This window comes from Streptomyces sp. HUAS MS02 (assembly GCF_055702265.1).
In genome coordinates this window covers 2,545,051-2,559,491 of sequence record NZ_CM146747.1, presented here as the reverse complement: position 1 = coordinate 2,559,491, position 14,441 = coordinate 2,545,051, and the positions used below count along the sequence as shown (strand labels likewise).

Sequence of the window (14,441 nt, the reverse complement as noted above, 5' to 3'; positions counted from 1 at the left end):
AGAAGGACGGGAGCGACGTACAGGTGTCGCCGAACAAGAAATCGCTGCCGGCAGCGGCAGCGGCCGCGCTGTTGGCTGTGCTGAGCACCGCACCGCCTGAAATCGGAGTCGACGTCTCCGCCGATGCACGTGTGCCCTTGCGGCTGGACGGCAGCGGTGAGTGCACCTTCCCCGCCAAGCCGGTCAGGGGCACCCCCTGGGCACTGCAGCGGGTACTCCTCGACGAGCTCTGGCAGGGTACCGACAAGGGCAAGGGCATTCGGATCGCGGTCATCGACACCGGAGTCGACGACAGGAACCCACAGTTGAAGGCGGCGGTCGACAAGACGGCCGGACGTGACTTCCTGACCACCGGCAAGGGCGCCGATCCCACGAACGACCGGGAGGGACACGGGACGAAGGTCGCGGGCATCATCGCCGCCCGGCCGCACGACGACACGGGCTTCGTGGGCCTGGCCCCCAACGCCACGATCATCCCGATCCGCCAGAACGACGCCGAGAACAGCGGCGACTCGGACTCCATGGCGGAGGCGATCACCTACGCCGTGTCGCAGGGGGCAGACGTCATCAACGTCTCCCAGGACACGACGAAACCCCTGTCCGGCACGTCCCGGCTCGCGCAGGCGGTACGCGCCGCCATCGCCCAGAACGTCGTCGTGGTCGCCTCCGCGGGCAACGACGGCCTCGACGGCACATACAAGAACACCTACCCGGCGGCTTTCCCCGGCGTCCTCGCGGTGGCGTCCTCCGACCGGAACAACGAACGAGCCTCCTTCTCACAGGCGGGCGACTTCGTGGACGTCGCGGCCCCCGGTGTCGACATCGTTTCCACGGTCCCGGGCGGCGGCCAGTGCACCGACAACGGCACCAGCTTCTCCGCCCCGTTCGTCGCCGGCGTCGTCGCGCTCTTGAAGGAGAAGCACGAGGACTGGTCGACCGCCCAGATCGTGACCCAGATCGAGCAGACGGCCGAACGCTCCGTCAACGGTCACGACAATTTCGTCGGCTGGGGTGTCGTGGACCCGGTCCGCGCCGTCCAGGACTCCGATCTCGAGGACCCACCCTCGTCACCGACCCCGGACCCCGGGGTGTCAAAGCCCGCAGCCCCCGACACCGCCCGCTTCTCCCTCGCCGAGACCCCGCACGAACGCGACGAGCGCTACGCCACGTACGCCCTCGGCCTCACCGCCGCCGTGGTCACGGTCATCACGGGCACGGCGGTCGCACTACGTGATCTGCGCCGCCGGAGGCGTGGAAGAGGCGCCTGAGTACGGACTTCGGGCTGCCTCCCGCCTTTACACCGCGTCCGCGGCCACGGCACGGACGGTGCGCCGACGATGCAGGAGGCTGCTGGGATCCGTGGAGGCCGTCGTGGTCGCCGAGCTGTGCGTCGGCGCGGGACTCTTGGCGTCCGCGACCGAGGACAATGCTACGCCCGCCGACGCCAAGCCGGCCGTCGCCCAGCACCCGGGACGACGTGCGGGAAACGGTCGAGAGGCCCCCTCGCACCACCAGCAGACGGATGGCGTTCCGCTTCTCGGCGCCTAACGCGCCACAGTTACCGCATCACTCTCACTGAGCGGCTGTGTCGGCCCCTTGATCGAGTTCGCTGTCGTGAGGCGTCGGCTCCAGATCGAACTCCCCGTCCCGAGCCCCGAGCACGAAGGCCCGCCACTCGGCTTCGGTGTACCGCAGCACCGTGTCCGGATCGAGCGACGACCTCATGGCCACGGCACCCTCGGGCAGGTACGCGATCTCCACCCGTTCCTCATGCTCCTCGGTACCCGGCGCGCTGTGCCACTCCACCCCCGAGATGTCGAGCGCGTACAGCTCGTCCTTCTCGCGCTCTTTGCGTTCCTTGAGTGCCTTCTCGACATCCTTGTCCAGCTCATCGGCCATGACGGCACGGTTCCTTCCCGACGTACGAACGAGCTACGCACTCACAGTACTTGTGCGGTGACACACCCATGGCCGACAAACCAGAACAGCACCCCCGCACCCCTCAGATCCCCCCGCCCGCCCCTGGAATGCTGTCTTGTCCGGAACCTGCCCGACCTCTGAGTGGGCCTGAACTGCCCCGTTACAACTTTGCAGTTGGAAGCACCAGGCCAAGTGACTAGAGTGATATGCGGTATCACGTGGGTGGTACGACACGGGGGCGGTGTAGCACTGCGACAGCGCGTGACGCGGCGATCGCGGTGATTCTTGCCCGCCTTGACCATTTGGGGTTTCTGCCTGGATGGACGGGTCGCGGCGGTCAAAGACCGCCGTCACATCAAGAGGAGGGTGGAACCTGTGAGTGGGGCTGTGGACCAGAAACGCGAGAACGACCAACTCATCGCGTTGGCCAACAAGATCCAGAACTTCCACGTCGAGGTGAGCCGTCGTGTGACGTCACTCAACACGGTCGTGGACATGATTCAGGGCGGCTGGCAGGGTGCGGCGAGCCAGGAGTACGACAGGGTGCAACGCGAGGTGAACGTCCACCTCAAGAAGCTCCAGGACAACCTCGTCGACCTGGAAGACGTTATGCGTATGGCCGTCAACGGGTTCGATGAACATGAGCAGGAGCGCATCGCGGAGATCCGGAAGGTGGACAACTCCTCGGAGTCCCAGGCCCAGGCCGACGCCGGCATGCGGGGCCAGACATACACCACGGACCGCATCACCAACCTCGCCTGAGCCACGGAGGAGACCCACGATGAGCACTGGTTACGACCGCACAGCGATCAGCTATGCCACGGTCACTCAGGCGGCTAGCGACGTCCGCAAAACCGCGACGGACCTCACGCAAGAACTCGAGGCCCTCATGCAAGAGGTGAAGCGCGTCGCCGAGACCTGGGAGGGTGAGGCGAAGACGGCGTACGGAGACATCCAGCGCAAGAACACCACCGAAATGCAGGCGATGACCGAAAAGCTCAACTTCATCGCCACCCTCTTGGACAGGTCCGTCGTCGGCTACCAGGGCACAGACCTGGACGGCGCGAAGCGCATCCGCATGCTGATGGGCTGACACACGGCCGCAGGGGCGGGGAGACAGCGGAGTATGCTGCCTCCCTCGTCGTGCTGACGAAGGTCACCCGCAACTCTGGAGGCTGGAGGCGAGCCTCGGCCGAGGGCTGAGCGGGCGTGGCCGTGGGCGGAGATGCTAACGGGGCTGCGGGTGACGTAGTTTTCGGGTCTGTTGAGGTGGTGCCGGAGCGGGCTGGCCGTGGTGGTCGCTGCCGTTGGCCGAGCGGGTGCTCATGGAGTGGTGCACTACCGCACGAATCTGACCATGCGACAGCTGGGCCCACGATTCGGCGTCTTACCTCCGCCGTGCGCCGGGTCATCCAGCGGCTTGGCCTACTGCGGGCGATCCACACCGGTCCGCCGCATGGGACGTGTCAGAGACGGGCTCGACCTGAGCGGCACCCTGGTCCCCGTCCCCGTCCGGAACGTCGGCTCGTCGTCACGTAACTATCGGTTCTCAGCAAACGCGCAGGTCATCGTCGTTGCCGACATCCGCCTGTGATCGCCGCCGGGCGGCGGTGCCTACCTCAACTGCGGGATGGTCGTATCGCACCCCGAAGCGCCCTCGCCCGGCCCCTGCTGCCGGGCGAGGAGGACGGCATCTCAGGCCGTTGCGCACATGCGCACAACCTGGCCTTCGCATCAACCCCTCGACGCAACGAGTTCGGCTGCCGGGGCGCCGAAAACCAATGGTTGGCGACACGATACTCACAACCCGCGGAGCCCGTAGAGACCTCCGCACCGCTCAAGCGGGAAGATCAACGGGCGACGGCTCGCACCTCTGCGGTGCGCAGGTATCCCACCGGCGTCAGCCCCAGAGCGTGATGTCGCGTCATGGGACTTGCAGACATTTGCGGGAGCACAATCAGAAGCGTTCGATTTTCTCGCCGTCTGGGATTTTATAGCAACCTGACAATACATCGAGACTCAATTTAGGCGGGTTATTCTTCGACATTTGAACAATCTTCACACTGGACTTCCTTTCGTCGTTATCGGCAATCATGCGGATATTCTTGTTCTTGCTCGTGTCCGGCCCGAATTCGGTGATTTCCCACCCGTGCTTGGGCAGCTCCTCTTTGAGCCGCTTCATCGCGACGTCGAGATCGTCCGCGGTGGCGGGATAAAAGCTCCATGAGTGAAAAATGCGGAAATAGGTATCCTGGTCCTTTCCCGAGCAGCTCGTCACCCCAGGACGGCTGTCGGATGCCTTCCCCTTGATACCGATCAGGTCATAGATACCGCTGGACACCCCTTCCAGAGTTTCGGAGGCATCACTCGTCGTGCTCGTCCCGGCGAGGGGGATTCCATCAGACTCTTTGTCGGTCATGCTGCATCCGGTGATGGTAGGGAGCGTAAGGAGTACGGCGAGCCCGAAGGCGCTCAGTCTGGTCTTCACGGCAATCCTTACTTCTTTGCTTTTGGCTGCAGGGTGAACATTTCATCACTGTGCATGGGGTCGAGCACTTCTATTTCACCCGCGACCAGTCGTACGACGGCTTCATTTCCACGTCATCACCCTTTCCTGCGACGACCAGGGCCTGATTCAACAGGCTATCGGTGCCCTCATCCCAGTAATCGCTGTGCCCTTCGGTGTCTGTGCCCATCTGGTTGGCGCCGAACTTTTCGTCACTGGGGACGACCCAGCCGTCGCCACCATGGCCGTAGCGACCGATGTCCGGAACCGGGTCGCCGTCCGCCTCTTGGTTCCAGACATGCCCCTTGGGAACATCCATCTCATCGGCATGAGAGACCTTGACGCCAGGGCTGCCGGCGAAGATGACGTCATCGGCATTGAGGCGACCTGTCTCGGCCGCCGCGCCGACGAGCGTCGATCCGTACGAGTGTGCGATCACCGTACGGTGAGCCTCGGAATCACCCGCATGTGAGGTCTCGAGGCCGTCCAAGAACCGATTGAAGGCCGGTGCTCCGTCATAGGCATAGTGCTCGAAGGGTGAATCCTTGACCAGGCTTTGCGGCGCGTCGTAGCCAAGCCAGGTGACCGTGGAAACGGATCTTCCATCTGCCTTGTCATCGGCCGCACGCCAGACTTCGACCATACGGTTGATATCGCCTTCAACACTGCTCAACTTCGAGGTCGTCCCAGGCACATAGACCGCCTGATGGTCCGCGGTGTCCGGGTTCCCGTTGGCCAGGATGGCGCGACCGTTCCCCTCGGCATTGAACCCCAGCAGATACGCCTCGGGGAGGCCGTTGATCCCGGTTTGATCGAAGCGATCCTGGATGGCGTCCATACCATCGAGACGCTTGTGGGCTTCTTGACGCGCCTCTTCCCATTCCTTCCACTCTCGCGTTTCTACATTGACACCTTCCAGAACGGATCCGGTTGTGGGGTCGATGTAGGGTTGGAAACGCGGCGTTGGCTCCGGGTTCTTACTCAGCCAATTCTGATACTCGACCTTTGCGACGCCGTGGGACTCGGCGAGGACCATGCGGTTCGCCTCGTCCCGTACCTCGGAAGGCAACCCGTCGAGCGCGCCCACAGTGTCTGGCCGCATGGAGATCCACGCGGCTTGCTGCTCCGGAGTCAGATACTTCCACCAATCCGCGATGGTCTTCGGATCGCCGTCTTTGGGTGGCTGGGGCAGTGAGTTGAGATAATCATCGCCCGCCGTCTGTACACCGCTGCTATCCGAAGACACGTCCGCCCAGTCCCGGTCGGAGACGGTCAGGTCGTCGTCGGCCTTCAAAGCTCGCATCTTTGGTCCCCACTTCTCATCGGCCTCGGTGGCCTCTTTTAGAGCTGTGGAGATCTGGTTGGCGTATTCTTGCGCGAGATGGCGGTGGGGATTCGGGTCGAAGTTGGCCGCCTGACGGCCCACCGATGCTGCCGTTTCGTCGGTGTATCCGGACACCGTGCCCCCCTCGGGGAGCTTGCCGTCAGTCTTTTCTCCGGCGGCAGGATAGGTGATCGATCCGTCGGAGTTCACCGTGTACTTCTCGGACCGCGCACCAATGAGCGCAACGTCCAGCCGCCGCTTGGCGGCCTCCAGGTCGTACGAGAAACCGTTGAGTGCCGTACTGATGAGACCGCACTCGACCTGGGTGTAGTGAAAGTTCTCGGCCAGCGCTTGGAGTTGGCCGAGCGCCGCGCTTGCGGCTTTTCCTTCGAGTGTGTCCCGCATGGCTGCGGATATCTGGTTCGCGATGCGGTCCTTGGCGGCACTTGCCATGTCGCTGACCGCCCGGTACCCATCCGCCGCATCCGCGAACTTCGACGGCTCAAGGTTCTTGAGTGTCGTCAGATTCATGGTTTTCGTCACCGGCCCTTTGAGGGGCCGCCGACAGCCGGCGTGTCTTCGTACTGCGTCTTCAGGTTAGCGATTTCAGCCTTGATGGCTTCGTCCGTCTTCAGCAGGTCGTTTCCCGCCTTCTCCATCACTGCAGCCAGAGAGCCGCACCGGTCGCTGACGTCTTTGGCGTAGCGCTGCCAGGACTCGTAGACCTCTCCCTGGGCCGTGACGGTCAAGCAGCCAGAAACTTTACCGAGCCCTGCCTGTCCTGCCTCCAGTTTCGACAAGGCCTTACTGATGTTCTCGCGCAGTTCACCGACGCCAGATCCCGCCTTCGTCCACGTAGGCTTGTCGGTGCTCAGTATTTCCGTACCTCCGCCACCCTGATCCGGCGCCACGTGGTTGATCTGCATCTGCGCGGACTGCCGCTCGACTGCGGCGGTTTTGAGTTGCTCCCACTCGTTCCAGGCCATGCGCAATGCCCTCCTTGTTTCTCCTCCGGCGTCTGCGCCGACGAGCTGATGTAACGTGCGACCGCAGCATTGCGGCGATCAAGAATTCAGTAACGACCGTGGACGCAGAGGCATCTTGGATGACGGCAGCTCACCATTACTCGGACCGGGTTCGATTGCTGCCTGGCCGGGCGGTTCAAGAGGGCGGGCCATTTCCTGGAGATGGCGGTCCGACAGGGAAGTTCGAGGCTGCTTGATGCGAGCCGTAGGTCCCGTGGGCCCGGCCAGGCAGCGAGGTCGGAGACGCGTACGGGGGAAGACGCGTCGAGATCGGTGGGATCGTGGTGCGCTGGCGTGCGAGGATCATTGCTATGGCGATCGCTGTGCCGACCAGTGCTGCTGCTCCGATGCCCAAACTGATCCAAAGGACTGTGTCTTCGTCTGTGGGTGCGGTACCGGTGGTCGGCGCGTCTTCGTCGGCCTTCTTGTCGGTTTCGGAAGACTTGCTGGATTTCGAAGTCTCGGGAGACGGGGATGCTGACTTCGATCCCGCGGCGAGGTCAGGCAGGGGATACTCGGCCGCAGGCCCAGGGGCACCAGGATTCTGCAGGGCAATACGCGGACGAACAATGCCGTAACCGATGGCGTTGTTCCAGGTCCACTTCTTCTCGTTGCCCTTCATCGTGTTGATCAAGACACGCAGGACCTGGTTGTTCGTCCAGGTGGGGTGCTGCGACCAGATGAGGGCGGCGGACGCGGAGGCGATGGCGGTGGCGTAGCTCGTTCCGTCGGAGTTGCAGACTTGAGTGCCGCCGAGGCACGCATGGACCATCTTCTCACCAGGGGCGGCGATGTCTACTTGTGATCCCCACTGGGAGAAGGAGCTTCGTTCGATGTCCTCATCGATCGATCCCACACCAACGACACCAGGTGTAGCCGCTGGGTACATGGGCTGATTGTCTTTGTCTCCGCGGTTGCCGACACCAGCGAAAATCAACTTACCCTTGTCGAGGGCGTACTTTGCGGCTGCGGCGAGTTCCTTGGTACCGACGTTCTGCATCCCTGGGCTGTCGGCACTGGCCATGGAAATGTTGATGATTTGTGCCTTGGAATCTGCCGCGAATCGGATGGCCTCCGTCATCTTTCTGGAGTACTCGGCTCCTGTATCCACTTTTCCATAATCTTCGGTGCCGTACTTCATACGGATGGGGAGGATCTTCACCCCGGGGGCAAGGCCGTAGGAGCCGTTGAGCTCTCCCCGTGCACCCGTGGCCGCGATGAGCGCGGCCACGCCGGTGCCATGCCCTTCAAGGTCTGTGTGTTCGTCGCCGGACTGATTCGAGTAGTCCTTACCTTCAAGAACCTGGCCCTTGAGATCGGCCAAACCGTCATCGACTCCGGAGTCGATGACGGCGACAGTCAGTCCACGCCCGGTACTGGTCTTCCACATCTCATCAGCGTGCATGGCGTCAAGGTGCCATTGCCGGGAGCGAATCGAGTCAGCATGCGCAGGAGTTGCGGTGATGCCCACCAGCAGCAGGCCGAGGGCGCCTGCGACTGCCGACGCGGGTCGCAATGTTTGCTTACTGCTGGTTCGCATGTGCCTTCCAGGGTCGCAACCGAAGGAGGAGTCAGTCCACAACCGGCGGCAGCGGGCGCCGGTTGGCGCGCTGCCAGGTCTCCTCGTCCTCGGTCAGGTAGTCGGGTCGATCGCTTTGACGGGGATCGCGTCGCGGTGATGGCGAATTGGGTGCGTGTGCAGTGACCCCATCGCGGCGCTGCGTGGATGCCTGTGCGGGCGCGGCGCCGCCAGCATGCCGAGTGAGACCCGTTCCTCCTGGGGTGAAGGGACGGGCTCCGCCATTGCCAGGCTGATTCGGACGGTTGCCGATCGTTCCGCCGGTCTCGGATGCCAGACGTCGGCCGGTGGGTGCAGCATTGCTGTGCCCACCACCGGAATTGCCCCCGACAGGCATGCCGGGGGTGATGCCACGCCCCATCGCCGTACGCCCCTGCGTGCCTTCACCGATGACGGTCCCCCTCGGAAGGGACCCAGTCGGACGGCTTGAGGCGGGAGGCACGGGTCGGCCTCCGACGATCCCGGTCTCGCGCGGCATGCGAGCACTGCCGTTGGCCATGCCCTGACCGGGCAGGAACGGAGCCCGAGTGGCCGACGGAACGCGGCCGGGGGCAGTCGGACCAGTGCCGCTTCTGTTGCCGTTGAAGGGCGGGATCCCGACCGGTTGCGAGGGAAGACGTGGCTCGGGACGCTCTGAGCCGCCGGGAACAGCCGCGGGGTGGATGAGGTCTGGCCCTGGAGATTTCGGGAGGGTGTTCAGGCCGTCAAGACCCATGGTGACCGGGTTGGAATGAGAAGTTCGCCCCTTTTCGGTCACTGTCGGGATCGGCTGCGAAGTGGTTTCGCGTTCGCGGCCGTTGAGTCCAGAAGCGGTGGACGAACCTGTCCTATTGCCACTTCCGCCAGATAGAATAGTGATTGACTCATATTGATCGCGACCGCCGACCCACTTGTCTGGGTCCATGCTCCTAGCCGGCGGCACAAACGTAGGCGGCTCCACAGAATTAACCTGCGCAGCCGACTGCTGATAAGCCTGCGCCAGCTTCCGCATCTGCTGCACGGCCTCATACCGCGCCGCGTCGATCCGCCCCTGTGCCGCCGTCGCGTCGGACTGGGCGGTCTGGGCCAGCTTGCGGGAGTCGGGGTCGTTGCGGGCGCCGGGTTCCTTGGTCGCCGCGAGGGACTTCTCCGCGGTGCGGAGGTCTGCCTGCGCGGCTGTCGTCTCGGACGTGTCCGGCATGACCGCCTTCGCCTCCGCGATCGCCTGGGAGACGATGCCCATCCACCGGGACGCCACGTCGGCGTACTCCCCGAGGTGGAGCGTCGCGCTCGCCGTCTGCCCGCCCCACTCACGGAAGGTGTCGCCTGCCTCGCCCTGCCACTCCAGGCCCTTGACGTACGTCATGAGGTCGTCACCGATCTTGGTGATCGTCGAGGCGGCCTTGGAGAGCTTCGCCGCGAGGTCGTAGGCACCCTCGGAGTTGGCGGAGGCGAGCATCGCCGCGAGCTGGGCGTGGGTCATGGACTCGAAGTCGGTGTGCTGGGGCGTGGGTTGCTTCCGCCTGGGCTGCTCGCTCATTACAGGCCCTTCTCCGACTCCGTGACCTCCGCGACCGGCTCGCCCTGCTGTCGGCCCAGCTCCTCGCCCTGCCGCCGGACATACGGATCCCGGTCGACGTCGTAGTACTTGTCGACCTCCGCGTTGACCTCCCGCATCCGCGCCTTGATGTCCTCGTCCAGGTTCTCGTAGCCCACCCGTGACGCGTGCACGGCCAGTCCCACTCCCTCGATCTGCGCGCTGAGGGCCTTGGAAAGGTTCTCCAACTCGTCGTGGACGATGGCGTACGACTCGTAGAGGAACTGTGCTTCCTTGAAATCGGCGGACCCCAGCTGGGCACGGGAGAGACGGTCCTGACCGACCTTGTCGGGGGATGCCTCGGACTTGCCCAGCTCGATCAGCAGGTTGTCGACACGCTTCTTGAAGTCCTTCATGGCGTCGTGCTGGATGTCCAGTGCCATCTGAGGGTTCACGCCGTGCAAGGTGTCGAAGGCCTTGCCGGTGTCCGGCGCGCCCCCGCCGCTGCCGCCCCCGTCCGAACTCACGTCAGCCGCCTCCCCGTTCACCCATGTCACCCAAGGCTCGTTGTCATGCCCTTCATCACTCTAATGGCGTTGCGGAAGCAAGCCCACCTGGATAAGAGGGGTTCCGCGCTTCCGTGAGACGAACGTGCCTCGTCCCGGTGGCATGGGCCGCGCCCGGACGTTGCCGAGGATGTCGCCCTCCATGGGGTCGCCGGACAGGACGAGGCCCTGCGCGCCGAGCTCCTTCACCCGCTGCATGAACGACTCGTACATGGAGCGCGAGGCCCCCGCCGCGTTACGGGCGATGATGAACTTGACGCCCACGTCACGCGCGAAGGGCAGATGTTCGACGAGAGCCGACAGAGGGTTCCCGGAGTTCGTGGCGACCAGCTCGTAGTCGTCGACGATGATGAACAGCTGCGGGCCGCTCCACCAGCTGCGGTCGCGCAACTGTTGCGGTGTGATGTCGGGCTTGGGCGCGCGCATCTCCATGAACTGCCGGATGGCGTCCATGTGGACGTTCATGGCGGACGCCATCGGCGCGTACTCCAGCAAATGCTCCTCGGAGACCGCCTCCAGCATCGTCCTTCGGTAGTCGCCGACGACGATCCGGGCCTCCGAGGGCGTGTAGCGCTCGGCGATCTGCTTCGCGATGAGACGCAGCAGGTTGGTCTTGCCCGACTCGCTCTCTCCGAAGACCAGGAAGAAAGGGTCCGTCTCGAAGTCGATGAAGACCGGTTCGAGGTTGGCCTCGTCGATACCGATCGCGATGCCGTGCTGCGGGAACTCGAAGCCCTTGGGCAACTGGTCTGCCGGCAGCCTGCGGGGCAGCAGGCGGACCGTCGGGGCCGCGGGCCCCTGCCAGTTGCCCTTGACCGCCTGCACCAGTTGAGCCGTGGCCTCCGACAGGTCGTTCGCGTCGGACGAGGAGTCGATACGCGGCAGCGCCGTCATGAAATGCAGCTTCTCCGGCACCTGACCGCGGCCCGGGACGCCCGCCGGCACGTTCGCCGCGACCCTGCGGTCGAACTCGGAGTCCATGACGTCACCGAGGCGCAGCTCCAGTCGGCCCAGGATCTGGTCCTTGAGCGCGGACCGCACCTCCATGTAGCGCGAGGCGGAGAGAACGACATGGATGCCGTAGCCGAGGCCGCGGCCGGCGATGTCGTGGACGATGCCTTCGAGCCCCTCGTAGTCGCCCTTGAAGTTGCCCCAGCCGTCGATGACCAGGAAGACGTCGCCCCAGGCTTCGCCGGGCAGCTCGCCGGCCGCACGCCGCCGACGGTACGTGCCGATGGAGTCGATGCCGTTGGCACGGAAGAACTGCTCGCGGCGGTTGAGGGTGCCCGCCACCTCCGCGACCGTGCGGCGGACCCGCTCGGGGTCCAGCCGGGAGGCGACCCCGCCGACATGCGGCAGGTCCGACAGGGACGACAGGCCTCCACCGCCGAAGTCGAGGCAGTAGAACTGCACCTCGTGCGGCGTGTGGGTCACGGCGAAGGAGCCGATCAACGTGCGCAGCAGCGTGGACTTGCCGGACTGGGGGCCGCCGACGACCATCATGTGACCCGCCGCGCCGGAGAAGTCCCGGTAGAGCACCTCGCGCTTCTGTTCGAACGGCTTGTCGATCAGACCGACGGGAACCGTCAACCCGCCCAGTCGCGTGAACTCGGCGGCCTGCAGTCCCCGTTCGGCTGTCGACGCGAGCGCCGGCAGCAACTGGTCCAGCGTCGGCGCCCGGTCCAGCGGCGGTAGCCATACCTGATGGGCGGGCACACCCTGGCCCTCCAGACGCTGCACGATGACGTCGAGGACCGTGTCCGCCAGGGCGTCGTCATCCGGACGCGCGGGGGCTCGAGTCGGTGCGGGGTCCGCGGCCGCGTACGTGACCGGTACGTGGGCCGCCGTGAACAGAGCGGGTCGGCGCTCGATCGGTGTCCGGTCACCGGGGACCTCTGGGCCACCGGAGCGATACGCACCCGACACGTACGCCGCCTTGAAGCGGGTCATCTCGTCAGTGCCGAACTTCAGATACCCGGAACCCGGCACGGACGGCAGGTGGTAGGCGTCCGGAACCCCGAGCGCCGCACGCGACTCCGCGACCGAGAACGTCCGCAGACCGATCCGGTACGACAGATAGGTGTCCAGACCGCGCAGACGGCCCTCCTCCAGGCGCTGCGAGGCCAGCAGCAGGTGCACACCCAGGGAGCGGCCGATGCGGCCGATCTGGATGAACATGTCGATGAAGTCGGGCTTGGCCGTCAGCAGTTCGCTGAACTCGTCGATCACGAGGACGAGCGAGGCCAGCGGCTCCAGCGGAGCACCTGCGGCCCGCGCCTTCTCGTAGTCGTGGATGTTGGCGTAGTTGCCCGCCGAGCGCAGCAGCTCCTGGCGACGCTGGAGTTCGCCGCGGATCGCGTCGCCCATGCGGTCGACGAGGGTCAGATCGTCGGAGAGGTTGGTGATGACGGCGGCGACGTGCGGCATCTGGGACATGCCGGCGAAGGTGGCGCCGCCCTTGAAGTCCGCGAGGACGAAGTTCAACGTTTCGGAGGAGTGGGTGACTGCGAGGCCGAGCACCAGCGTGCGCAGCAGCTCCGACTTGCCGGAACCGGTCGCGCCCACACACAGACCGTGCGGGCCCATACCGTCCTGCGCGGCCTCCTTGAGGTCCAGCATCACTGGTCGCCCGTCCTCGCCGACACCGATGGGCACCCGCAGGCGCTCCGGCGTCGACCGCGGCCGCCAGGTGCGCGCCACGTCCACGGAGCCGGCGTCGCCGAGGCCCAGCAGCTCGGTGAAGTCCAGGTTGGCGAGCAGCGGTTCGTCGTCGTTCCCACCGCCCATGCGCAGGGGTGCCAGTTGCCGGGCCAGTGCCTCGGCGGCGGGCAGGGACAGCCCGTCGGGGGTGCCTTCGTAGGCGAGTGGGGCACCCGTGTCCAACCACAGCCGGTCCGGCCGTACGACGATGGAGAGACCTCCCCGGGGCTGGTCGAGCTCGCCCGGGACCACCTCGATGATCGTCACGCCCTGCAAGCCCTCGGCGGCCGCGAACGCTGAGGTCGGGGGTACGATCCCGCCGTCGAGGACGACGACGATGTGTGGCTGGTCCAGTACCGGCTGGCCGTCGCGGCTGAAACGCGGGCGGCCTTCGAGTTGGGCCGACAGCAGCTGTTCCAGCTCACCGAGGTCGTCACCGAACAGCCGCCGGGTGCCGGCGCCGTCGAACTGCCCGGCCAACTGACTGTGCGGCAGCCACTTGGTCCAGTCCCAGCGGCCGACCGCGGCGGGGGCGGCGACCACGGCAAGCAGCAGATCGTCGGGGGAGTGCAGGGTGGTGAGTTGAGCGACCAGCGCGCGCGCCGTGGCCTGGGCGTGCTCCGGCTCGCCGGAGACCGTCACGTGGTAGAAGGCCCGCATCGACACCGCGACCGGCAGCCCGTCCAATTGACCGTGCACGGCGAGGAAACGCTGCATGGCGCCGGCACACAGGGGTTCGAGCTCGTCCACAGGCGCTGTCTCGGGAGCCACCAGGGGAGAGGCCAACTGCTGTGGTCCCAGACCGACACGTGCCTGACCGAAGTCCGCGTCCCCGACACGGCGTTCCCACACGCGGCTGCCCTCGGCGACCACTGACCACAACTGCTCGGGAGAGGGGTGCAGATACAGCTGGGCGTCGCGCTGCTTCAAACCGATCCTTCGCACGGTACGCCTGGTCTGCGCGAGGTATTTGAGATAGTCCCGACGCACATCGGCCATTTGCCCTTGCGTACCGCGACGGTGTCGGACGATCTGCGCGATCACCATCGCGGCCGTCGACACGAGCATCACCACACCCATGATCCGCATGAACGGATGGGCGTTCGGGGAGACGAAGTAGAACACCACCGACGAGCCCATGCCGAGCGTCGGCAGGATCTGCATCAGCATGCCCTCCTGCTGACCCCGCGGCAGTTCTGGAGGAGCCTCCAGGCGCAGCTCATCGGTGGGTACGTCGGGCGGCAGGGAACGCGGTGGGCGCTTGATGACGATCTGGCTCACCGGTGCATCAATCCCCCTATGCGG

Annotated in this window: 11 protein-coding genes and 1 pseudogene; 4 read left to right on the top strand and 8 right to left on the bottom strand. The window is 65.3% G+C overall.

The genetic code is table 11. From position 1 onward, the window contains the following. Positions 1 to 23: 23 nt before the first annotated feature. Complete coding sequence (gene mycP, locus ACZ9QC_RS10790; protein ID WP_472919961.1) at positions 24 to 1,268, top strand: type VII secretion-associated serine protease mycosin; 1,245 nt, start codon at positions 24 to 26, stop codon at positions 1,266 to 1,268. Positions 1,269 to 1,572: 304 nt separating this feature from the next. On the opposite strand, the gene ACZ9QC_RS10785 is transcribed toward mycP (ACZ9QC_RS10790), so the two are convergent. Further along, positions 1,573 to 1,899, bottom strand: coding sequence for a DUF397 domain-containing protein (locus ACZ9QC_RS10785; protein WP_472919960.1), 327 nt, complete (start codon positions 1,897 to 1,899; stop codon positions 1,573 to 1,575). A gap of 396 nt (positions 1,900 to 2,295) precedes the next feature. Between ACZ9QC_RS10785 and ACZ9QC_RS10780 the strand changes: the two genes are divergently transcribed. The 3 genes and pseudogenes from ACZ9QC_RS10780 to ACZ9QC_RS10770 all read left to right on the top strand — a co-directional run. Continuing rightward, positions 2,296 to 2,682 carry a WXG100 family type VII secretion target gene (locus ACZ9QC_RS10780; protein ID WP_472919959.1) on the top strand — a complete coding sequence of 129 codons (387 nt, stop codon included), beginning with the start codon at positions 2,296 to 2,298 and terminating at the stop codon, positions 2,680 to 2,682. Between the two features lie 19 nt (positions 2,683 to 2,701). After that, a complete protein-coding gene (locus tag ACZ9QC_RS10775; protein ID WP_391009627.1) occupies positions 2,702 to 3,013 on the top strand; it encodes a WXG100 family type VII secretion target in 312 nt (103 codons plus the stop codon). Positions 3,014 to 3,145: 132 nt separating this feature from the next. Next, positions 3,146 to 3,609 (top strand): annotated as a pseudogene (locus ACZ9QC_RS10770) (helix-turn-helix domain-containing protein); the annotation flags it as partial. A 268-nt stretch (positions 3,610 to 3,877) separates the two neighbouring features. Here the strand turns inward: ACZ9QC_RS10770 and ACZ9QC_RS10765 are convergent. From ACZ9QC_RS10765 to eccCa, 7 genes are all read right to left on the bottom strand, one after another. Next, positions 3,878 to 4,408: a hypothetical protein gene (locus ACZ9QC_RS10765; RefSeq protein ID WP_472919958.1), complete on the bottom strand. Its 531-nt coding sequence runs from the start codon at positions 4,406 to 4,408 to the stop codon at positions 3,878 to 3,880. A gap of 70 nt (positions 4,409 to 4,478) precedes the next feature. Continuing rightward, entirely contained in the window at positions 4,479 to 6,281 is a 1,803-nt protein-coding gene (locus ACZ9QC_RS10760) for an alpha/beta hydrolase (protein WP_472919957.1), read from the bottom strand. 8 nt (positions 6,282 to 6,289) lie between these two features. Next, positions 6,290 to 6,736 (bottom strand): hypothetical protein, encoded by a 447-nt coding sequence (locus ACZ9QC_RS10755; RefSeq protein ID WP_472919956.1) that lies wholly within the window; start codon positions 6,734 to 6,736, stop codon positions 6,290 to 6,292. A gap of 175 nt (positions 6,737 to 6,911) precedes the next feature. Then, on the bottom strand, positions 6,912 to 8,315 hold the full coding sequence (gene mycP / locus ACZ9QC_RS10750) for a type VII secretion-associated serine protease mycosin (RefSeq protein WP_472919955.1): 1,404 nt from the start codon (positions 8,313 to 8,315) through the stop codon (positions 6,912 to 6,914). Positions 8,316 to 8,346: 31 nt separating this feature from the next. Beyond that, entirely contained in the window at positions 8,347 to 9,873 is a 1,527-nt protein-coding gene (locus ACZ9QC_RS10745) for a WXG100 family type VII secretion target (protein WP_472919954.1), read from the bottom strand. After that, the gene (locus tag ACZ9QC_RS10740) at positions 9,873 to 10,397 is read right to left on the bottom strand and encodes a hypothetical protein (protein ID WP_472919953.1); all 525 of its coding nucleotides are present in this window, start codon (positions 10,395 to 10,397) and stop codon (positions 9,873 to 9,875) included. The genes ACZ9QC_RS10745 and ACZ9QC_RS10740 overlap by 1 nt, the downstream gene beginning before the upstream one ends. Before the next feature lie 60 nt (positions 10,398 to 10,457). Further along, complete coding sequence (eccCa, locus tag ACZ9QC_RS10735) at positions 10,458 to 14,417, bottom strand: type VII secretion protein EccCa (RefSeq protein WP_472919952.1); 3,960 nt, start codon at positions 14,415 to 14,417, stop codon at positions 10,458 to 10,460. Positions 14,418 to 14,441 lie beyond the last annotated feature (24 nt).

Coding starts and splice junctions, on each gene's coding strand:
- ACZ9QC_RS10785 (WP_472919960.1), bottom strand. CDS start 1,899: ATGGCCGATGAGCTGGACAAGGATGTCGAGAAGGCACTCAAGGAACGC.
- ACZ9QC_RS10755 (WP_472919956.1), bottom strand. CDS start 6,736: ATGGCCTGGAACGAGTGGGAGCAACTCAAAACCGCCGCAGTCGAGCGG.
- ACZ9QC_RS10745 (WP_472919954.1), bottom strand. CDS start 9,873: ATGAGCGAGCAGCCCAGGCGGAAGCAACCCACGCCCCAGCACACCGAC.
- ACZ9QC_RS10775 (WP_391009627.1), top strand. CDS start 2,702: ATGAGCACTGGTTACGACCGCACAGCGATCAGCTATGCCACGGTCACT.
- ACZ9QC_RS10760 (WP_472919957.1), bottom strand. CDS start 6,281: ATGAATCTGACGACACTCAAGAACCTTGAGCCGTCGAAGTTCGCGGAT.
- mycP (WP_472919955.1), bottom strand. CDS start 8,315: ATGCGAACCAGCAGTAAGCAAACATTGCGACCCGCGTCGGCAGTCGCA.